Origin of the sequence: Arenibacter aquaticus (assembly GCF_003957295.1) — a bacterium.
In the GTDB taxonomy this organism is placed as follows: Bacteria; Bacteroidota; Bacteroidia; order Flavobacteriales; family Flavobacteriaceae; genus Arenibacter; species Arenibacter aquaticus.
The window spans coordinates 140,629-163,441 of the sequence record NZ_RQPJ01000002.1 but is presented as its reverse complement, the minus strand read 5'-3'; the positions used below and the strand labels follow the sequence as shown (position 1 = coordinate 163,441).

At 40.7% G+C, this 22,813-nt stretch carries 13 protein-coding genes and 1 tRNA gene; 9 read left to right on the top strand and 5 right to left on the bottom strand.

The annotated features are described in order from the left end of the window. Nucleotides 1-38 precede the first annotated feature (38 nt). Nucleotides 39-3,341, bottom strand: coding sequence for an amidohydrolase family protein (locus EHW67_RS03735; RefSeq protein ID WP_126161021.1), 3,303 nt, complete (start codon nt 3,339-3,341; stop codon nt 39-41). 178 nt (nt 3,342-3,519) lie between these two features. On the opposite strand from EHW67_RS03735, the gene EHW67_RS03730 reads away from it, so the two are divergent. Then, a complete protein-coding gene (locus tag EHW67_RS03730) occupies nt 3,520-3,747 on the top strand; it encodes a hypothetical protein (RefSeq protein ID WP_126161020.1) in 228 nt (75 codons plus the stop codon). A gap of 154 nt (nt 3,748-3,901) precedes the next feature. On the opposite strand, the gene EHW67_RS03725 is transcribed toward EHW67_RS03730, so the two are convergent. From EHW67_RS03725 to EHW67_RS03715, 3 genes are all read right to left on the bottom strand, one after another. Continuing rightward, on the bottom strand, nt 3,902-4,570 hold the full coding sequence (locus tag EHW67_RS03725; protein ID WP_126161019.1) for a DNA-binding response regulator: 669 nt from the start codon (nt 4,568-4,570) through the stop codon (nt 3,902-3,904). Nucleotides 4,571-4,578: 8 nt separating this feature from the next. Continuing rightward, entirely contained in the window at nt 4,579-6,375 is a 1,797-nt protein-coding gene (locus EHW67_RS03720; protein WP_126161018.1) for a tetratricopeptide repeat-containing sensor histidine kinase, read from the bottom strand. A 211-nt stretch (nt 6,376-6,586) separates the two neighbouring features. Beyond that, nucleotides 6,587-6,790, bottom strand: a complete 204-nt coding sequence (locus tag EHW67_RS03715) for a sigma factor-like helix-turn-helix DNA-binding protein (RefSeq protein WP_238389836.1) — start codon at nt 6,788-6,790, stop codon at nt 6,587-6,589. A gap of 406 nt (nt 6,791-7,196) precedes the next feature. On the opposite strand from EHW67_RS03715, the gene EHW67_RS03710 reads away from it, so the two are divergent. From EHW67_RS03710 to EHW67_RS03695, 4 genes are all read left to right on the top strand, one after another. Further along, complete coding sequence (locus tag EHW67_RS03710; RefSeq protein ID WP_126161016.1) at nt 7,197-10,328, top strand: SusC/RagA family TonB-linked outer membrane protein; 3,132 nt, start codon at nt 7,197-7,199, stop codon at nt 10,326-10,328. Nucleotides 10,329-10,376: 48 nt separating this feature from the next. After that, nucleotides 10,377-11,786, top strand: a complete 1,410-nt coding sequence (locus EHW67_RS03705; protein WP_158285065.1) for a RagB/SusD family nutrient uptake outer membrane protein — start codon at nt 10,377-10,379, stop codon at nt 11,784-11,786. 213 nt (nt 11,787-11,999) lie between these two features. Then, nucleotides 12,000-13,397, top strand: a complete 1,398-nt coding sequence (locus EHW67_RS03700; RefSeq protein ID WP_126161014.1) for a sulfatase family protein — start codon at nt 12,000-12,002, stop codon at nt 13,395-13,397. 118 nt (nt 13,398-13,515) lie between these two features. Continuing rightward, a complete protein-coding gene (locus EHW67_RS03695) occupies nt 13,516-15,246 on the top strand; it encodes an FAD-dependent oxidoreductase (RefSeq protein WP_126161013.1) in 1,731 nt (576 codons plus the stop codon). 126 nt (nt 15,247-15,372) lie between these two features. Here the strand turns inward: EHW67_RS03695 and EHW67_RS03690 are convergent, their stop codons facing one another. Further along, nucleotides 15,373-16,701 carry an MBL fold metallo-hydrolase gene (locus tag EHW67_RS03690; protein WP_126161012.1) on the bottom strand — a complete coding sequence of 443 codons (1,329 nt, stop codon included), beginning with the start codon at nt 16,699-16,701 and terminating at the stop codon, nt 15,373-15,375. A gap of 274 nt (nt 16,702-16,975) precedes the next feature. Here EHW67_RS03690 and EHW67_RS03685 point away from each other — a divergent pair. The 4 genes from EHW67_RS03685 (at nt 16,976) to EHW67_RS03670 (ending at nt 22,811) form a co-directional block, all read left to right on the top strand. After that, nucleotides 16,976-17,048: transfer RNA gene (locus tag EHW67_RS03685), tRNA-Met, on the top strand. Nucleotides 17,049-17,316: 268 nt separating this feature from the next. Beyond that, a complete protein-coding gene (locus EHW67_RS03680; RefSeq protein WP_126161011.1) occupies nt 17,317-17,736 on the top strand; it encodes an HYC_CC_PP family protein in 420 nt (139 codons plus the stop codon). 108 nt (nt 17,737-17,844) lie between these two features. Then, entirely contained in the window at nt 17,845-21,597 is a 3,753-nt protein-coding gene (locus EHW67_RS03675) for an efflux RND transporter permease subunit (RefSeq protein ID WP_126161010.1), read from the top strand. Further along, nucleotides 21,594-22,811, top strand: coding sequence for a TolC family protein (locus tag EHW67_RS03670; RefSeq protein WP_126161009.1), 1,218 nt, complete (start codon nt 21,594-21,596; stop codon nt 22,809-22,811). Before EHW67_RS03675 ends, EHW67_RS03670 begins: the two co-directional genes overlap by 4 nt. The last annotated feature ends 2 nt before the right edge of the window (nt 22,812-22,813 follow it).

The following is a 22,813-nucleotide window of genomic DNA, read 5'->3' as shown; positions in this document are numbered from 1 at the left end:
GGGTTCCTAGTGTCATCTATTTTCTATGAACTCCTAAATTAATGACTCGTTTCACAGGAGCACCCCGTACGGGTTTCCCCATGCCAGTCGAACCCGGGGGCGTATTCGTTCATTTCCCAATAGAATTCACTTCTAGGGTTGTCATAGTTTCCAATCTCGTTCATGGTTTCAGTGTCATATAATCTTCCATTGATCATGGTATAGCTAACCGAATTGGAATTTTGGATATCCTCCAAAGGATTTTTGTCCAAAACAATTAGGTCGGCCAATTTTCCAACTTCCAGGGAGCCCAGCTGATCTTCCATTCCCAGATAATTGGCCCCGTTAATAGTGGCGGCTCTTAGGGCCTCCATATTGCTCATTCCCCCTTGGGCCAGCATCCAGAGTTCCCAATGGGCTCCAATACCTTGTATTTGTCCATGTGCACCTAAGTTTACCTTTACTCCGGCGTCTGCCAATTTCTTGCCACTTTTGGAGACCAGGATATGACCATTTTCATATTCTTTCATTGGAGCCATGGTGCGGTGCCTGGATCGGGAGTCTATAATACCTCTAGGGGTATACTTAAGGAGTTTTTTGTCTTCCCACACATTGGTAGTCTGGTACCAATAGTATTCTCCGTTCAATCCGCCGTAATTAACAATCAAGGTTGGGGTGTATCCTGTTTTGCTGGCTGCCCACAATTGCACAACGTCCTTATGTAAATTGGCAACAGGGATATTGTGCTCAATTCCTGTATGTCCGTCCAAGATCATGGAGAGGTTGTGGAAAAAGGTGGATCCCCCTTCCGGTACTACTTCTATTTGCTTTTCGTGGGCGGCTTTAATAATTTGCTGTCTTTGGTCCCGTCTAGGTTGATTGTAACTTTTAACGGAAAAAGCCCCAAACGCCTTGGTCCTATTAATGGCCGAACGGGCGTCTTCTAAATTGTTTACAGTGGCCTTAAAATCTCCATCTGCTCCATATAGGATTATCCCAGTGGAAAAAATTCTAGGTCCCACCATTGTTCCGGTCTTTACCATTTCCGATTGGGAGAATACCATCTCGGTATTGGCAGAAGGATCGTGGGTGGTGGTGACCCCATAGGCCAAGTTGGTGTAATATTGCCAGTGTTTTTGCGGACTGATACCAAATCTAAAATGGCCTAGGTGGGCATGGACATCTACTAATCCGGGCATTATGGTCTTCCCGTTCATATCGTATACTTTGGCATCGTCGGGTATGCTTACAGCATCCTCGGAACCAATACCGGCAATTTTGTTGTCCTGGATCAAAATGGTGGCATTCTCCAGAACTTTGTCTCCATCCATGGTAATGATCCTGGCTCCTGTAAAGGCAATATTTCCTTTTGGCTTGTCCGATTTAAGGTCAAGATCAATTTTAAGGCCCAAGGTATCTATCTCAGGAATGCTATCCGGAGCGCCTTCCAAAAAGGAGAAACGTTGATTGATAGGTGTGCTAAAATAGGCATCGCCTAAGGTCCAGTTAATTTTTTTACTATCGTTGGACCAGTGTAGATTAATTCCGGCATCGCGAGCCACTTGGGCCACTGGTACATTGGTGGCCTTACCATCCAATGCAATGGTGTTCCCCGTTTTGGGCAGGGCTGCAATATACACCTTGTATAAATTGGTAAAGGCAACCCAGTTGTCGTCTGGGCTGGGAATCAGTCGTTGGGCATATTTGGACTTTACCAGTTCCCTAGGCTCCTTACCATCCAGGTTGACCGATTTTAAGGTTTTGGTCAGTTTTCCAAAAAGGTATCCTCCAGTTTGGTAATAGACCCTACTGGCATCCTTGTTAAAGGCAGGAAATTCGCCCTCCTTGCTTAGCAATTTTTTTGTGGAGCTGTAGCCTGCTTTTCTGGAATATTTTACTTTCAAGGTATATATCCCGGCCTCTTTTGTATGTACATAACCCTGATGTCCATTTCCGCTCTCTTCACGGTATACAATAAGGTTGTTATCCAAGGGCGAAAATGAAGGTTCTCTGTAAATGGCTTTTTCCGAGGTGAGTTTAACAGGTTTGTTTTTATAAGAGGTTAGGTCTAATCGTTGTATGGCACCCATATTTTTATCGTTCCAGCTTACGTATACCAGATATTTGCCGTCTTTGGAAAAGGAGGGCTCAAATTCTAGATCGGTTCCATTAGTTAGTCGAGTAGGTTTTCCATTGGGCAGTGATTTCTTCCACAAATAACCAGCAGCGTTGAATATTAAAGTTTTACCATCAGGGGAGGTAACCGCGTGGCGAACAGCCTTTGCGGTGAAGCTATCCGGTGCTGGGTTATTCTTAAATTTTAGGGCGTTAACAATTTTATGCTCTGCAGAAGCCTCAAAAGGGATGTCTGTAGTGCTTAAGGAATTGATATCAATTTTTTTGATTTTCCCCTCTACCCAGATAATAATATGTTTATCGTCTGGTGTAAAGTTGAAGCCGGTATAGGGTCCAAAAATGGCCCATGCCTCTTGTTGGTCTTTACTGAGTTTGTCGTATATAGGCCATTCCCTACCAGTGTTGAGGTCGTGCAGATATAGCACGGTTTTTTCCCTTACCCGTTTAACAAAGGCCATGATCTCACCATTGTGGGAAATAACGGGGCGAATGGCCCCACCAGGGCCCCCGGTTACCTTTTCGGTTTTCCCATTTTCCAGATTATAACGTTTTATGGCATAGATCTGACTATTGGGGTCCTTGTTGTATTCAAAGGAGCCTCCAGGATAAACATCCTCACTGTAGTACACATATTTACCATCTGGCGATGCCCAAGGTTCCCCAACGTCTTGTTGGTCGTTTTTCTTTTTGGTTAGTTGTATGCCCTTTCCGCCCGATTTGTGATACATCCAAATTTCACCAGCGCCCAAAGAACGTGTGGCAGTAAAGTGTTTGCGACAATAAATATAGTTTCCATCTACAGACCATACAGCATTGTTTACCAATCTAAAATCTTCTTTGGTAATTTGCCTGGCTTCCGTACCGTCGGTATTCATAATCCAAATATTATCGCCCCCACCGGCATCGCTGGTAAAGCTAATGTGCTTGCCATCAGGGCTGTACCTGGGCTGTACCTCAAAAGCATGTCCCCCCCGTATTAGAGTGGCGGTGCCTCCACTGATGGGCAGGGTATAAATATCGCCCAGCATATCAAAAACAATCTGCTTGCCATCTGGACTCACGTCAAGGCTCATCCACGAGCCTTCATCCGTGGTAATGGTAACGGTTTTATAGGGTAGTGCAGGATTGGAAACTTCCCATTTTTCTTTTTTGGTTTCTTTCTTTTCCTGGCAGAAGGAGGTGTAGCAAATAAGTGATAATAGGGCAAAAAGGATGCGATTTTTCATAAGAAGTGCTGCTTGTTCAATAAGGTTAAGCGCCTAGATTAAAAATAAAAATTTAAAGATAGCATTTTGGATTAAATTGCACTATGGAAATGTGACTTTGAAGGGTAGGCCCGGCTCGATTTGAGTGTGGTTCAGGTAGTTGGGAGATTTCGTGAAGTGGTTATTTAAAACCTATTTTATGGAAGTGCATAACGACTTTGATCAAAAACAGAAGACCCTAACATCAAATGTTTCGGAAAAGAAGATACGCCTAACTGCCTTTTTGCGAATGAAACTGAACACCAAAGAAATTGCAGCCACCTTAAATGTGTTGACAGATATTATCCTAAAATCCAAATACCGCCTTAAGAAGAACTTGGGACTGGATAAGGAGACTAATCTGAACCAGTTTTTGAATACGCTATAAATTGGAGACCATCCTTTGTAGGAATCAAATGGTTTGGGGGTATCCGCTTGTATACCCTATAGAAAGGTGATGCTTGTCTTCAGACTATAGTGGGCTCACCCTGGCAGCGGGTGAGGAGACTTCTTTGGCAGGAATCCGTATCGTGATAGGGTATTTAAATAAGTCCCATACTGGTGGCCAAGTATACCAACTGGGTGGTGTTGGAGGCATCAAAATAATCCTTAAGCTTACTTATATTGGCCTCCACTGATCGTATGCTATTGGGAGAAATCCCTTCTCCTTTCAATAGCCTGCTGATCTCGTTCTGTTTATGGCCCTTGGCCAAGAGGGTCAGCAGCCGTTGGTCATATTCATTTAATGCCAAAGTGTTCCTGTGGTTAAGGGCCTCGGTTGCAATGGGACAGGTATAAGTTAGGTCATTGGCAACCGCCTCTATACTATTCTTAAGTTCCTTGAGTCCGTTTAATCCCTTACAGACATAACCATCAATATTTTGATCCTCAAATAAGGTTTTAATGGTGCCAGGGTCATCTTCCACCGAAAAAACAATCACTTTAATTGTTGGTTGGATTGCCTTGGTGGCCGAAATAAGCTCTTGACCGTTCTCAATATTTACTTTGCTCCTAGGGTTTTCAAAGGACAGATCCGTTATCAATAGGTCATATGATTCTCTTTGCACAACGGCTTTTTTAAGTTTTAAATATGCCTCGTCACAGTATTGGGAATGTCCAATATTGCAGTGTCCTGCAGCTTCCAGCATGGTGATGACCCCAAGATTATTACTGTCTATATCTTCGGAAACGAATATCCTATTAAAATTCATATCATTTATTACATAGCAAAGGTTATGATAGCAGTAACCCCTTTGTTCGGTTTAGAATCTAAAGTAATATTTCCTTTTATACCTTTCATGCGGTTTTCCGCATTCTTAAGTCCGTTTCCTAAATGATGTTCCTTTTTGGAAAAACCTACCCCATTGTCTACATACTTAATAGAGAGCTGTTTCTGATTTTTGCTACAGCTGATAGCCACTAAGGTAGCCTGGCTATGTTTTTTCATATTTACCAGTAACTCCTGTAGAACCCTATAGATTTCTATTTTGGCTTCTGCAGTTACATCCTCCCAAAAGTCAGGGGGCAATTCTTTGGTTATTATTTTGGTTTTATGGTTGCCATAGGAATTTAACAGGGTAAAAAATTCCTTGCCATAGTTTTTTCCGGTATCAATGGCAGTATATTCTTTGGAAATATCCCTTACCCTTTTATATATATGATCCAAGCCTTCCAAGATTTGGGTGTCTTGTGTATCTGTGATATTCGGATTTTCTTTTTGTAGCTGGGTCATAAGATAGAAAATATCGTTCCCTAGTTCGTCATGTAATTTTTTGGATAGGCGTAGCTCGGTTTTATAGGCCGTTTCCAACCGTTCCCTTTTTTTCTGTTGGTTCTTAAAATATATTACAAAGACGATGAGGATCATTAAAATAAGCGCAGTGGATAAGGCCAGTATATTTTGTTTTTCTTTTATGGCCACTTGGGCCAGTAGGGTAAGGTTCTTTTTTTCCAAGTTGTCGTTGTCATATTTTGTAGCTGCATATATGGCCCGTACGGTCTGTTTCGTTTTTTCTAGGTTATTCTGCACCTTGGAATATAAAATGGCCTCATCGGAAACATCTTGGCCCAAGGCTTTTTTAAGGGGCAGCAGGAGATCCAAGGATTCCAAAATGGCGACTGAATTATTTATTTTAATCGAATTATCAAGTGCTTGTGCTGCGTAGTCCAAAGCCTTGGACTTGTTGGTCTCAAAATAGTATTCCGCCAAGTGCACATTGCTGGAGATGAGACCTGTTGCCGTATTAAGATCTTGTCGTATTTGTAAGGAGTTTAGTAAGAGGGACTCGCTTTCAGGGTTATTTGGGTTTTGCATCCACTTATAATGGCCCAAATTACAAATGGCCCGTGCATATTGAGTGGGGTCACTATTCTGGGTGTCCTGGGCAATGCTTTTTAAAATGTCAAAGCTTTTTGGGTATTTTTCAAGCAGAGCCAGGATATTGGCCCTGGTATTTTTTAGAACATAGAGATTTGCCATGGTGATGTTAGCGGTGGAGTGTTTTTTTAAAAGGTCGAAAATTTTGTTGCTCCAACGTAGGGCCTCATCATAGTGACCCAGTTCTTTTTGACAAACCGAAATGGTTTGATACAGTCCGCTGATAGATTCCACTTCCATGGAACCTTCTAAATATTTTAAACCCTCGGTGGCCGTAATCATGCCGCCGTTGTAATCCCCTAGGCTTTTTTGAATATTGGCCATATCCATAAGTCGGTCCCCGGCTGCAATGCTATCCTTTAATTTTAAATTGATGGCATAGGATTTATCATAATAGAAGTAGGCGGAATCCAATAGATCCATTTTTTTAAAGTAATAGCCCTGTCGCCAATGGGCATTGGAAATATAGTTGCTGTCTAATTGCTGTTGCGCTCTCTGAAGTAATTTTTTGGAAAGAATAATAGCATTTTTGTAGTCCTTCTTCTTTGCATAACCACCAATCTGTTTTTTAATCAGCTCTAATGAATCTGTAGTTTGTACTAGAGAAGGGGAAAGTGGGATATCCTTAATTAATTTCACATTTTTATGGAAGGCAACGGCTAGGCAACAATTGGTAGCTAGGACCAATAGGAGAGGAAGACGAAATGTTATTTTCATCCCTCCAAAATACAAAAAGTGTTTACATTAAAGGAAGCCTTTTTATTTAGTTACCGTTGCTAGAAGGGAAAAGGTAAGTTGAAATTATAGATGGTCTGTCTAAAGCCTATGCAGAAAAAGAAGCTAATACAGTTTAACCGAACATTAAAAACATAAGGGCATAGTCTTCCTTAAAGGCTTCCCTTATCTTGTTGAAAGCGATTCGCATTTGAGATTCCACGGTTTTTACCGAAATCCCCCTATGTTCCGCAATATCCTTATACTTTACCCCTTGAAGTTTATTCATAATGATAATTTCCCGGCATTTTGGGGGAAGGGAATCAATGACCTGTTTCATTTTTATGATTTTATTTAGCATGACTTTTTATCAACGCTCAATTCCGTACATGTTTATTTTTCTCATAACCTAAACTTAACCATTTGTTAATATTGTATATGATTGTGCTAATTATAGAATCCTAAAAGCCCTCAATAAAAATTAAATTTACCCTCACTATTTAATAATGGATTTTTAAGACTTAAATCTTCAATATCTAGAATAGGGACTTGAAGTTAAATCTGCCTGTTCCTTTTCAAATTATGAAGGTTAAATTCCTTTCTTCCTAAAAGAACCACAAAAAAAATCCACGATATAACCGGCCATATAGGGAAAATGGTAATTCATTAATCCTGAGTATTCGCTTAGATGCTAATAAATAATTAGACAAAAATGGAATATAGATTAACATTAAACACTTTACGGAATGACGAAAAAAAACATGCTTAAGCAAGAATTACCCCGGAAGTTTAAATTTGACAAGGTCCTGAAACCGCCGTTAACACTCTTGCTAAGTGCTATGGTTGCTTTTCCGAGTGGAAATTACGCTTCGGAATTAAAAGTAGGCAGCAAAATTGCGAGCTACGAGACTTTAGATACGATGGTGGAACAATCTAAGCTTCAAACAGAAATTAATGGGGTAGTACAAGACTCCAATGGACAGCCATTATCTGGGGCTAGCATTTTAGAAAAAGGAACTTCAAACGGGGTAATTGCCGATTTTGATGGAAATTTTACTATTTCTTTAAGTGATGAAAATGCTATTCTAGTGGTTTCTTATTTAGGATTTGCTACTAAGGAGATTGCCGTTGAAGGAAAGGAGAACATAAAAATTGTATTGGAGGAAAGTGCTGCCGGATTGGAGGAAGTTGTAGTAATTGGTTATGGTACAGTAAAAAAGAGCGATTTAACGGGTGCCGTTAGTTCAGTAAAGGGAGAAGATTTAAATACGGATTCGCAGGCATCGATTGATGAGATAATTCAAGGTAGAATTGCAGGTGTACAGGTTACTCAAACCAGTGCCGAACCGGGGGGCGCCTTTTCAATTAGAATTAGAGGGACAAATTCAATTACCGCTGGCAATGAACCCTTATATGTAATAGATGGTCTACCTGGAGCAAACCCAGGTAGCTCATTAAACCCAGCAGATGTGCAATCAATTGAAGTTTTAAAAGATGCTTCAGCTACTGCAATATATGGAGCACGAGGGTCCAATGGTGTAGTGCTTATTACTACAAAACAAGGTAGGAAGGATACGGCTCTAGAGATAAATTATAATTTAACAACTGGACTTCAGCAGGCATCCAAAACCTTGGATTTAATGACAACCAGTGAATACATGGCATTTTACAATGCCCTAAGTCTGGACCGTGGAGATGAGGCTCCGTTTAGTCAAGATTATATAAATACTATAGGGGCGGGGACTAATTGGCAGGATGAAATTTTGCGCACAGCTCCTATGCAGGAACATCGCCTTTCATTTTCCGGAGGTTCAGCTGATACACAATTTTATTTGTCTCTAAATTATTTTGATCAGGATGGAATTGTTATAGATTCTGGTTTTGAGAGAATAACGGGAAGGGTAAACTTAACCCATTCTATAGGGGATAAATTAAAGGTAGGTATAAACTTTAGCAATAGTTTACTTACGGAAGATCGCGTGCCCTCCGGGACAGGTACAAACAGGGATGCTGGTGTAATTGCCACGGCCATTCAATTGCCTCCTACGATGCCAATTTATGATGACAACGGTGACTATGCTTTTAGCTTACAGGATTTGAGTAATTCTGTGGCACAAGCGAGGACAATTGAACAATTTTCAAAGAGCACACGTATGTTTGGCAATACATTCATTGATTATCAAATTACCAAGGATTTCAAGTCAAGAGTAAATTTGGGGTATGATCATATGATCACTGAATATGATGAGGTGTTAAACAAGGAGACACAAAGAGGCCTTCTTTTTGAAGGCAGGGCCACAAGAAGTTCTACAGAAAACAATAGCTACCTTTTCGAATTTATCAATGAGTATAGCAAAACATTCAGCGATAAACATAGGTTTAATGCACTATTGGGCTATTCGTATCAAAAATTTGAAAATTCTAGTTTTAGAGCGTCGGCACAAAATTTCCCAAGTTCTTCTTTTGGTTCCAATAATCTTGGGGCTGGAGATACGAGTCAAAATATCGTAGGGTCTTCGAGGAATGAGAATACAATTATATCTGGTTTCGGTAGGTTGAATTATAATTATGACAACAGATACCTGTTAACCGGCTCATTGAGGGCAGATGGTTCTTCAAGGTTTGGGGAAAATAACAAGGTAGCCTACTTTCCATCGGCTGCTTTTGGTTGGAATGTTTCCAATGAATCGTTTTATTCTAATGAAAGCCTCGTTTCTAATTTAAAGCTAAGGGCTAGTTATGGATTAAGTGGAAACCAGGAAATTAACAACGCAAGATCTTTAGTTTTGTTGGGAAGTGGACCAATCGCTGTTATGGATGGTCAAGAATTTCAATCCATTGCACCCATTCAATTGGCGAATCCAAACCTTAAATGGGAGACTACAGAATCACTTAATTTTGGGTTGGATTTTGGGATTCTTAATGGGCGCATTTCCGGTTCGTTAGAGTATTTTCATAATAAGACAAGGGATTTATTGCTTGAATTGCCCGTGCCAACTACAACAGGTTTTTCTAGCTCTTTACAAAATGTTGGTGATACTAAGAATAGTGGCGTTGAGTTTAATGTGTCATCTAATAATTTTGTGGATGAATTCTCTTGGACAACGGACTTTAATATGGCCACGGTACGTAATGAGGTGTTAAATCTGGGGGAACTGCCTAGGATATTACAAGGGGGCACAAGGTTTATTCAAGAATTTACCTTACTTGAGGTAGGGCAGCCTATCAATTCGTATTACGGATATGTTTTTGACGGGGTTTTTCAATCTCAAGACGAAATAGATAATAATCCTAGCCAGGCAAATGCCGCTCCTGGCAGTAGAAAATTTAAGGATATTAATGAGGATGGGGTAATTGATGACAAGGATAGAACCGTATTGGGAGATCCATTCCCAGATTTTACCTTCGGACTTAACAATAGTTTTAGCTATAAAGGAATTTCATTGGATGTCTTTATGGAAGGTAAGTTAGGTTTTGAATTGGCAAATTTCACCAACATCGATTCTGAAAATCCGATTGATAATTTAAGGAATAGACAACGCTATGTTTTGGACAGATGGACGCCAGAAAATCCATCAAATGTTACCCCATCATTTATTAGTCCATCCCGAACTTTTGATTTTAACAGCAGAATAGTGGAAGATGCGTCTTTTGTTCAATTGAAGAATGTTAGGTTAGGTTATTCTTTTCCTAATTTAAAAATGAATAATATTTCTTCATTATTAGTGTATGTTTCGGGCCAGAACTTGGCAATGTTTACTAATTATAAAGGATTTAATCCAAACGTAAACGCGTTGGGAACGTCCAATGTAAGAATCGACTATAATGCATATCCTCTTGCAACCATTTATTCACTAGGAATCAACGTAAAATTTTAAAAGATGAAAAAAATATTAAATTTTTGTACACTCCTTTCATTTGTTTTCGTGTGGCTAGCTTTGGTAGGATGCGAAGATGGGTTGGATGAAAAAACATATACTACCTTAAGTCCGAACGATTTTTTGACGAATGCAGAAGATGTGGAAGTGCTGCTTAATTCAGTCTATGGAGAATTAAGATACAGTGACATAACCCGTGACGCAATTACTCTAAATGAGGTTAATACAGATATACATATAGAGAGGAATGGAGGTATTTTTGCGGCCAATGAGCTTATGGAGGAGTTTATTTGGACGTCCTCTCATAGTTATTTGCAGTCCTCTTGGGAACGTCGGTATAGAACAATTTACAATGCAAATGTAGTGTTGGATAATGTTCCTGATGTTGAGATGGACGAAACTAGGAAACAGGAAGTGTTGGCGGAAGCTAGATTTTTAAGAGCCTTTTCCTATTATTTATTGTATGACTTCTTTGGACCAGTTCCATTAATTGTCTCAAGTGAAACAGCCGTAACGGATCGTCCTGCACGTGCCACGGAAGAAGAAATGGTTTCTTTTATAGAAAATGAACTTATCGCTGTCAGCGATATTCTTCCTGTGAGCCCTCCGAGAAATCAATATGGAAGACCTACAAAAGGAGCTGCACTTGGGATCCTGTCAAAATTTTATATGATGAATAAAAAATGGAATGAGGCAGCTGATACTGCCTTGGATGTGATGGATCTTGGCGTGTACGACCTTTTTACGGATGGAAATAGAATTGAATTGTTTAGTCCTGAAAATCAGCGTGATAACGAATTTATTTTTGTTGCCAACATGTCCGATACTCCAAACGATGTTACAGGTAACGGTTGGTTGAGTCATGTGGTTCCAAGAGGCTATCAATGGCAATATCCTCCAAGAGCGATATTCGCGGCAGAATTTAAAATTAGATCAGAATTTCTTGAACTTTTTGAACCTGAAGACGAAAGATTGGACGCATTTCTATTTGAGTTTGTAAATGGAGATGGAGAAACTATTATACTCGGAGAAGATGATGCCCGAAGTTTAAAATTTCCAGAATACCCAAATCAAGATATCAGTAGAGCATCCGATGATTTTCCTTTTTTACGATATGCAGACATACTTTTATCTAGAGCTGAGGCTTTAAATGAGCTTAATGGGCCAAATCAAGTGTCTGTAGATCTCTTAAATTTGGTAAGGGATGCTGCAGGGGTAGACACTTTTGTTGTTGATGATTTTTCTACTAAAGAAGCATTTAGGGACTTTATTCTGGATGAAAGAGGAAGGGAATTCCATACAGAGGCCTTAAGGAGACAAGATTTAATAAGACACGGTAAATTTATTGAGTCTGCAAATGAAAGAGGTAAGTCCGCTGAAGATTTTCGTGTTCGATTTCCTATTCCACAGACAGAGATTGAACGTAATCCAAGTCTAACCCAGAACGATGGATATTAGATTATGTATGTAAATAACAGACATTTTACAATTATGTTAGTTGTTGAAAAAGGGTTCCTAATGTACAGGAACCCTTTTTTTTACTAACCAATTTCCAGATTATTTAAACAGGTAATGAACACCATAAGAAATCCTTAATTTCTTTATAGAATTTTATTTATTTTTTACAATCTTTATGCATCAGCTAAAAATTAAAATAACCAAAACCACCAAATGAGCGTAATTAAAAAATCTATAGGTTTTGAATTGCCATTGCTTTTTCTAATTTTTTACCAAGGGGTTTTTTCCCAAACCCCCGAAAAAAGTCTGCCCAACGTCATTGTTATTATGACCGATGATCAAGGTTCCATAGATCTTAATTCTTACGGGGCAACGGATCTGTACACTCCAAATATGGATAGGTTGGCCAATGAGGGGGTAAGGTTTACCCAATTCTATGCAGGAGCGCCGGTCTGTTCGCCATCACGCGCTGCCCTTATGACCGGTAAGACCAATTTACGTGCCGGTCTGGAAGGCAATGTCCCTATACCGGAACACGCTGAAATGAGTGGAGAATACGGCCTGCCCACAGAACAGATTACTATGGCAGAGATGCTTAAACCCCAAGGATACTACACCGCTTTAATTGGTAAATGGCATCTTGGGCATAGGAAACAAAACTTGCCCAATGGACAGGGGTTCGATTATTTCTTTGGTCATCAGCGGGGGTGTATCGATAATTATTCCCATACCTTTTATTGGGCCGGTCCAAACAAGCACGACTTGTATAGAAATGCAGAAGAGGTTTATTATGATGGCCAACATTTTTCCGATCTTATGGTGGAAGAAGTCAAGCAGGTAATCAACCACAGACAGGACAGGCCGTTTTTTATATATTGGGCATTTAATGCACCGCATTATCCCTACCAAGGAACTACAAAGTGGTTGGAATATTACAAGGATCTTCCAACACCTAGAAAAGAATATGCCGCCTTTGTGTCCAATACCGATGAAAAAATTGGCCAAGTACTGGATTATTTGGACGAAATGGGTATAGCGAATAATACTATAGTTGTTTTTCAATCCGATCATGGACATTCACTAGAGGAAAGGGCCTTTTGGGGTGGTGGTAATGCAGGACCCTATAGGGGAAGCAAATTCAGTCTTTTTGAAGGAGGAATCCGTGTGCCGGCCATTATTCGCTATCCAGGAGTAATCCCCGCAAATGAAGTTAGGGATCAGCTTAGTATGGAAATGGATTGGTTTCCTACCCTAGCAGAATTGACCAATTCCAAAGTGTCCGATAATTTGGACGGGAAAAGTCTTATGCCCATTATTCTTGATAACAAAAAGGAATCCCTTCATGAGGAGGTGCATTGGCAGTTAGGTGATTATGATGACAAATTGGCCCAGTGGGCAGTACGGAAAGGTCCTTGGAAACTTATAGGAAATGTAAGGGAACCTACAGGCAAAGGGAAGAAAGTAGATTTAGATAAACTGTACTTGGTCAATTTGGAAAACGATATTAGTGAAAAAAACAATTTGGCTAAATCCAATCCAAAAAAGTTGAACCAACTATTGCAATTGCATACCTCTTGGTTAAAATCGGTTCGCTCTGAAATGAAGCAGTAGGCAATTGTATTAATTGATCTTGGATAGTTTTAAATTAATTATAGATCGTTTAGTTTTCTGTTGATACCGGTATCCGTCCATCCTATTACAAGTTGGCTGTTATTATAATATAATACTTATGAAAAGAAGAAATTTTTTTGGGAATTTGGCCGCAGGTAGTGGGTTGCTGCTATTAAACCCTATTTATGCCTCCCATGGTAAAACTAATACCGGAAAAGTAAATACAATTCATATAGGGGAGCGGACCATAAAGGCAGATCTTGTAATAATTGGCGGCGGAACTGGTGGCTGTGCCACTGCCTTGGGGGCACTTCGCAATGGTCTCACCGTTATTATGACCGAGGAAACAGATTGGATAGGGGGACAATTAACGCAGCAAGGGGTGCCGCCAGATGAGCATAAATGGATCAACGACATAGGAGCTACGGCCTTATATCGGGAATTTAGAAAGAAAGTAAGGGCCTATTATCGCAATAACTACCCTTTAAAGGCGGAGCTGGCAAAAAAAGAAAGGTTTAATCCCGGTAATGCCAGTGTTTCGGAAATTAGCCATGAGCCAAAAATTTCATTACGGGTGTTGGAAACCATGTTCGACCCCTATATCAGTGCCGGGAAACTGGTCCTTTTAAAAGAAACGGTGGCCGTGGACGCCTCAACCCAGGGGAACAAGGTTCAATCGGTTAGAGTTAAAAACCTTTCCACAGGGGAGACCAGGAATTTGGTGGCCCCCTATTTTGCAGATGCTACGGAATTGGGCGATTTACTGCCCTTAACCGGGGCCGAGTATGTTACCGGAGCTGAAGCTAAATCGGATACAGGGGAGTTGCACGCCGCGGCAATAGCCGACCCAACCAATAATCAGGCCTTTACGGTCTGCTTTGCTATGGATTACAGACCCAATGAGGATTGGACTATAGAAAGACCCGAGGAATATGGATTTTGGCGCAACTATAGACCTGAAATGAAATCGCCTTGGGCAGGAAAATTGTTGGAGCTTAACTACTCCAATCCCCGCACACTAGCGCCCAAGAACTTAGGTTTTGATCCCAGGGGAAATCCCATGAAGGATGTATTGAACCTGTGGATTTATCGTAGAATATTGGCCAAGGATAATTTTGAAGAGGGTTTTCTAACAGGAGATATTACCTTGGTAAATTACCCCCAAAACGATTATTTTTTAGGGAATATAGTGGATGTTGGTGAGAAGGAACTAAAACATCATGTTAGTAGGGCCAAGCAATTAAGTCTGTCTTTATTGTACTGGTTGCAAACAGAAGCACCAAGGGCCGATGGAGGAAAAGGCTGGCCGGGAATTAGATTAAGACATGATGTAATGGGGACGACAGACGGATTGGCAAAGTATCCCTATATACGGGAGTCCAGGAGAATAAAGCCATTGTTTAGAATCACCGAACACCATGTGGGAAGAACCCAAAGGGCAAGTATCCAGGGTGTACCTGAATCGGAAGCCCATGCCCAAAACTTTGAGGATAGTGTTGGTATAGGGTATTATCATATAGACCTGCACCCCAGTAGTGGCGGAGACAATTATATCGATTTTTCTTCCCTTCCCTTTCAAATACCCTTGGGCGCATTAATTCCACAACGTATGGAAAATATATTTCCAGTGAGCAAAAATATTGGCACTACCCACCTTACCAATGGCTGTTACCGACTTCATCCTGTAGAATGGAGCATAGGGGAGGCCATAGGTATGTTTGTTCCCTTTTTAATGGAAACAGGTAGAAGTCCACAAGAGATATACCAAGACACCGCTGCAGTCCGCAAGTTCCAAGGTCTTATTCGTAGTCAAGGGGTAGATACCCATTGGCCATACGAAAGAATGTAAGGGAAGTAACTAGTGCTTTTGTGTATTCCGGCCTTCATAGGGAAGAACCTTTTGCAGTATATTTTCCTCTGCTGTTTAACCGGGTCACCACAATCATTGTGTGGCAACAGGTTGTTTTTTAGCTCATTACTTAAATTTGGTCACATCATCACTCAGATCAAATACGGTAGCGCCATCCAATTGGCTTTCAAGAATGCTGCTTCCGGCCGCACTGCGATACCCACCGCCACAGTGTACCACAATAGGCTTGGCAGACGGGATTTTAGCTACCGTTTCCCGCAAATCATTTAAAGGGTGTGTCAATGCATTGTCAAAGATTTTGCCCTCATCCACCTCGCTCTTGTTGCGAATGTCTACGATGGTATAGTGGTCAGGGTTGTTTTTAAAATCTTCCAAATCCAATGCCGGGGTTTTAACCAGCTCATTTTCGGGAAGGGTCAAAACCAGCTGCAGTTGCTTTTCGTATCCAATTTTGCTTACGCGGTGCAGGATCGTTTCTAAATCTTCCGGGGCCTCTATGACCAAGCTAAAATTTTCCTCAGGTTTTATGATGGCACCCAACCATGTTTCAAAAGGGGCATCTTCAGCGGAGGCCTGAATGTTGATACTTCCTTCTAGGTGTCCTTTTTTGAAATCGGATTCCTGCCGCACATCCACTATCAATCCTTTCGTGGTGCTATTTAATTTAAATGGCACTTTGGCCATAGCATTGCGAAGCCCTGCTGCTCCCTGCTTATTTAAATCGACATTATACCCAAAATAAGAAGGAATAAAGGGTTGACTGTCCAACAGTTCATTTACAAATTGTTCTTGGGTTTGCTCCTGAAATGCCCAATTGTCCCTGCGCTCATTTCCTAGGGTACTACTGCTGGCATCGGACTGACTCTTTCCACATAGAGAACCGGCCCCATGAGCGGGATACACGATGGCCTCATCGGGCAATTTATTAAATTTATGCTGTACGGTATGATACATGGCTTCGGCCAATTCTTGGCGTTTAGCCTTCATATTGCCGGCTTTTTCACGTAGGTCTGGTCGGCCTACATCACCAATGAGCAAGGTGTCGCCCGTAAACAATACGGTCTCATTTTCTTCTGTAGCAACTATGGTAATACTGTCTGGCGAATGACCGGGGGTGTTAAGGGCGCTTAATGTGGCTTTGCCAATAGTAAGGCTATCCCCTTCATCAAAAGGTTTGTACGGATAATCTGCTCCCAATTTTTCACTGTTGTAAATGGTAGCCCCTGTTTCTTGATGGATTTGCAAATGCGAACTTACAAAGTCGGCATGCGGATGGGTCTCTATTACTGCAATTATCTCGGCTTTATTTGCCTTGGCAAAAGCATAATACTGCATGGGGTTGCGCTCTGGGTCAATAATGGCCATTTTTCCCTCACTGACCAAGGCATAGGAATAATGCGCTAAAGGCTCGTATTTAAACTGTTTTATTTTCATGATGGTTTTCTTTAGTTGAACAGCCATATAATTTCAAAAAAAATATGCAATAACATGATCTCTAGTAATATAAGAATTGAATCAAATGAGTGGGAGTTTGGACCTATTGGAACGAAATCAACTTTTTTATCATACTTATTACATATATTTATTTAATTTCTTGAAATAGATTTGGGAAATCGTAAAAAGCATGTATCTTTGCAGTCCGAAATAATTCAGTCAGCATTATGAACTGAGGGTTTGCAGCCAAGTTGAATTTTTTGGAAACGCACATCGCGGGATAGAGCAGTAGGTAGCTCGTCGGGCTCATAACCCGAAGGTCACTGGTTCGAGTCCAGTTCCCGCTACTAAGCAGAGTAAGGCTTTCGAGAAATCGGAAGCCTTTTTTTATGCCTTGGGTACAACATAGGTACAACATTTTACAGTTTTCCAGTCCCTAATTCATAATGATACTATACGGTATCAAATGAATATAAAGAACATTTTTTATGCCTTATTTCCATAGCATTTATAGCTTCTAATAAAGAATAAAAGCGTTTTCTTGCCCTACATTAGCAAAACAAATAAATGTTAATCTTAATAATAATTGTTAAATTTTTGTAATTTTGCATTTAAATGAAGCAATTTATTCACAAATCAATGGCAATTTTTATGGCAGCCGTAGTTCTTATGACTACGATGTCATTTACTATTGATATGCATTATTGCGGAGATTCTTTGGTAGATTTTTCATTCGTTCAGAAAGTGAAAACTTGTGGAATGGAAAAAGCTCAGGCTACTACCAGTTGTGAGAACCCAACCCTTTCAGAAAAAACGTGTTGTACGGATAAGCAAGTCGTTAAAGAAGGAAAGGATGATTTAAAAGTTTCATTTGATCAACTTACCTTAGAGCAACAATTCTTTGTTGCCTCATTTACATATTCGTATTTAAGTCTTTTTGAAGGAATTGAATCTAACGATGTTCCTTTCATCGATTACCCGCCCCCCTTTGTCAAACGGGATGTGCAAGTGTTGCACCAGACTTTTTTAATTTGATTTATTAGACTTTTGAAACAAAGCCCAACAGTTACGCTGTAGTGGGCTAAATCTCGTGTACAGTATTTTCTACTTTGCACAATTTCAAATATCTAATAATCATATCGTATGCTAAATAAGAGCATAAAATTTCTCATAGAAAATAAACTTGTTGCCGTTATACTACTCGCCCTATTCGTAGGTTGGGGCATTGTCAATGCACCCTTCAATTGGGAAACAAGCATTTTACCAACTGATCCTGTAGCGGTTGATGCCATTCCAGACATCGGCGAAAACCAGCAAATCGTTTTCACAAAGTGGCAAGGGCGTTCACCGCAGGATATCGAAGACCAGATTACCTATCCACTTACAACTTCATTGTTGGGAATTCCTGGGGTCAAGACCATCCGAAGCTCTTCAATGTTCGGTTTTTCAAGTATCTATATCATTTTTGAAGAAGATGTAGAATTCTATTGGTCACGTAGCCGTATTCTCGAAAAACTCAATTCCCTTCCCGCAAACTTATTGCCCGATGGTGTAAACCCTGCATTGGGTCCGGATGCTACGGGATTAGGTCAAATTTTTTGGTACACGCTGGAAGGTCGTGATAAAGATGGCAACGTAACTGGCGGTTGGGATCTACAGGAATTACGAAGCATACAGGATTACTACGTAAAATATGGTCTGTCTTCGGCAAGCGGTGTTTCTGAAGTAGCATCAATCGGTGGTTACGTCCAAGAATACCAAGTGGATGTTGACCCTGAAAAAATGCGACAATACAACATCGGCTTGACCGATATTGTAAAAGCTGTCAAGGAAAGTAATCAAGACATCGGTGCGCAGACTTTGGAAATTAATCAAGCCGAATACCTTGTTCGTGGTTTAGGGTATGTAAAATCTGTTGCAGATATTGAAAATGCAGTAGTCGCTTCTGAAAATTTTACTTCTATACGAATCAAAGACATCGCTAATGTTCATTTGGGACCACAGACCCGCCGCGGTATTTTAGATAAAGAAGGTGCCGAAGTGGTTGGCGGAGTCGTGGTAGCTCGTTATGGTGCTAACCCATTGGAAGTCATCAATAATGTAAAAGACCAAATAGCTGAATTATCATCTGGACTACCCACAAAAACCTTGGCAGATGGTCGTACTTCACAAGTGACTATCGTTCCCTTTTACGACCGCACGCAACTTATTCAGGAAACACTTCACACGCTCAATGAAGCCCTTACACTTGAAATCCTGATAACCATTTTGGTCATCATTGTAATGGTGTTTAACCTACGTGCATCCATTCTAATCTCTGGTCTGTTGCCTGTTGCCGTTTTAATGGTTTTCATAACAATGAAGCTCTTTAATGTAGATGCTAACATTGTTGCCTTGTCAGGAATTGCCATTGCTATCGGTACAATGGTTGACGTGGGCGTCATACTCGCCGAGAATATGATTAGGCATCTGGAAGATAAAAAATTACGCTTTCGCGAAAGCGGAATAGAATACACCACAAACGAAATTATCTACAACGCAACTGCGGAAGTTTCTGGTGCAATTTTGACCGCAGTTCTCACAACGATTATCAGTTTTCTACCTGTGTTTACAATGATAGGTGCTGAGGGAAAACTATTCAGACCACTCGCCTTTACAAAAACAATGGCACTTGCTGCATCGCTTGTAATCGCGCTGTTTTTAATACCGCCTTTTGCCGCGTTTCTTTTTAAGAAAAGTAACCTAATGGAACGCTCAAAGTACATTATTAATGGTGTTCTCATTGTCCTTGGTATCACAGCCATCTTTTATGGCTATTGGCTTGGTCTCATTTTGATTGCCTACGGTGTTGTTGCGCTTTTGAGCGTAAGGGATAGAATTACAGAAAAACGAGCTAATCTCATCCATATTATTATTTCCTGTGTTGCTATTGTTTTCCTACTCGCCGAATACTGGCGACCACTTGGTTTTGACCGCAGCATTCTAATGAATTTGATTTTTGTAGCGATTATCTGCTTTGGACTGCTTGGTGTGTTTACAGTTTTCCGAAGATACTATGACAGCATTTTGCGTTGGGCACTTCAAAACCGATACCTGTTTTTAATCATTCCAACCACGGTGCTGATTTTAGGTGTGGTCATAATGCGAAACACGGGAAAGGAATTTATGCCAGCACTTAATGAAGGTTCATTCTTATTAATGCCTACATCCTTACCGCACGCCGGTGTGGAAGAAAATAAACGGGTGCTACAACAACTGGATATGGCTGTGGCGAGCATTCCTGAAATTGAAACGGTAGTAGGAAAAGCGGGTAGAACAGAATCTGCTCTCGACCCTGCGCCACTCTCGATGTATGAAAATGTAATTCAGTACAAGTCTGAATATATGCGAAATGAAAATGGCGAGAGACAACGCTACCGTGTAAACGACGATGGTCTATTTGTGCTGAAAAATGACAAGTTCATTATTAACCCCAATAATGAAATCGATGATGATGCAAATTATGAAGCGTCACAACTCAAAACAAGTGCAACACGCAATGATTTGATTAAAGATAACGATGGGGAATATTATCGAAACTGGCGACCAGAAATCAGTAGTCCAGATGACATTTGGAATGAAATCGTAAAAGTGACCAAATTCCCAGGCGTGACTTCTGCGCCCAAGCTACAACCCATCGAGACGCGACTCGTGATGCTACAAACGGGAATGCGCGCACCTATGGGAATAAAAGTGAAAGGGCCAGATTTAAAAACCATAGAAAACTTTGGACTACAACTGGAAGACATTCTAAAAAAAGCCGAAGGTGTTAAAGAACAAGCCGTTTTTGCAGACCGCATAGTGGGTAAACCTTATTTGCTGATTGATATTAAACGAGACCAGCTGGCACGCTACGGAATCTCTATTATGGATGTTCAGGAAGTTCTTCAAGTAGCTGTGGGCGGTATGCCACTTACCCAAACAGTAGAAGGACGTGAGCGCTATGGTGTGCGTGTACGCTATCCACGTGAGCTGCGTGCAAATCCAGAAGACTTAAAAAGTATCTATGTTCCTGTGTCAACTGGAAGTCCGGTTCCTTTGGGCGAACTGGTCGATATTCGTTACGAGCAAGGCCCACAGGTCATTAAAAGTGAAGACACCTTCTTGATTGGGTTTGTGCTGTTTGATAAGCTCGATGGCTTTGCCGAAGTCGATGTGGTGGAAAATGCACAAGCGCTCATTCAACAGAAAATCGATAATGGCGATTTGGTCGTGCCACAAGGAATCAGTTACCGATTTACAGGAACATACGAAAATCAATTGCGAGCAGAAAAAACGTTATCGGTAGTTGTGCCACTTTGCTTGCTGGTCATTTTCTTGATTTTGTATTTCCAGTTCAGGTCGGTTTCTACGTCGCTAATGGTTTTTACTGCCATCGCTGTAGCCTTTGCAGGTGGTTTTATAATGATATGGTTATACGGTCAGGATTGGTTTTTCAATTTCAGCTTTTTTGGAGAGAACCTACGGGACTTGTTCAATATGAAAACCATCAATTTAAGTGTGGCCGTTTGGGTCGGTTTTATTGCCCTTTTCGGTATTGCGACTGATGATGGTGTTGTAATGGCAACCTATTTAGACCAATCATTTAAAAGCAACGAGCCAGACAGTAAAAAAGGCATACGTCTCGCCACATTAGAAGCCGCAGGAAAAAGAATACGTCCTTGCTTGATGACCACCGTGACCACAGTTTTGGCATTGTTGCCAGTACTCACATCTACAGGAAAAGGAAGCGACATTATGATACCGATGGCCATCCCCATTTTTGGCGGAATGATAATCGACGTCACATCCTATTTCCTCTTACCAGTATTATATAGCTGGAAAAAAGAATACCAACTTAAAAGAGCAAACAAATGAAAAATATAAAAATCATAATCTGTCTTTTGTTTGTTTCCGCTTTCGCGAAAGCGCAACAATTACAATCCTATATTGATGAAGCAGAAAATAATAATCCAGAGATTCAGGCTTTTGAATTGCGCTACAATATTGCCGAAGAAAAGGTCAATGAAGCAAACTGGTTACCCAATACTGAAGTAAGCGCAGGCTATTTTGTAAGTGAGCCAGAAACAAGGGTGGGCGCACAACGAGCACGGATAGGCGTAAAACAGATGTTGCCCTGGTTTGGTACCGTTACCGCACGTGAAAATTATGCGACTTCAATGGCCGAAGCTGAATACGTGGAAATCACAATCGCCAAACGAAAATTGGCGCTTTCAGTAGCGCAATCCTATTACAGGTTGTATGAAACAAGAGCAAAGCAAAAGGTACTCGACGAGAACATCCAACTATTAAAAACTTATGAGCGTCTTGCACTGACTTCGGTAGAAGTAGGAAAGGCATCTGCGGTAGATGTATTGCGATTACAGATTCGTCAAAATGAATTACAGCAGCAAAGAGAGGTATTGGAAGAGGAATTTGGCGCAGAACAAACAACCTTCAATAATCTTCTCAATCGGGATGAAAATAGCACGGTTGAAATAGTTGCAACGATGGAAATTCCAGAGGATGACCCCACATACGGAACAGACGCACTATCGCTCAATCCCGAACTGCTCAAATACGATAAATTGTACGAATCCGTAGCACAATCAGAATTGCTCAATCAACGCGAGAGCCTACCTATGGTTGGCTTTGGTGTGGATTATCTACCGGTAAGCGAGCGTACCGATATGAACCCTATAGACAATGGAAAAGATGTATTGATGCCTATGGTTTCGGTTTCTATTCCAATTTTTAATAATAGGTACAAGTCAATTTCAAGGCAAAATGAACTACGCCAACAGGAAATTGAGACGCAGAAATCACAACGATTGAATGTTTTGGAATCCGCTTTCGCGAAAGCGATATCTCAACGCAATCAGGCCCGAATTAAATTTAATACCCAAGCAAAGAATTTAAAGCAGGCCAAAGATGCCGAGCAAATTCTAATCAAGAATTATGAAACGGGAACGATAGATTTCAACGATGTGCTCGATATACAGGAATTGCAATTAAAATTTCAGATTAATCAGATAGAATCGGTTCAGATGTATTACGTGCAACAATCCATAATCAATTATTTAATTCAATAGCA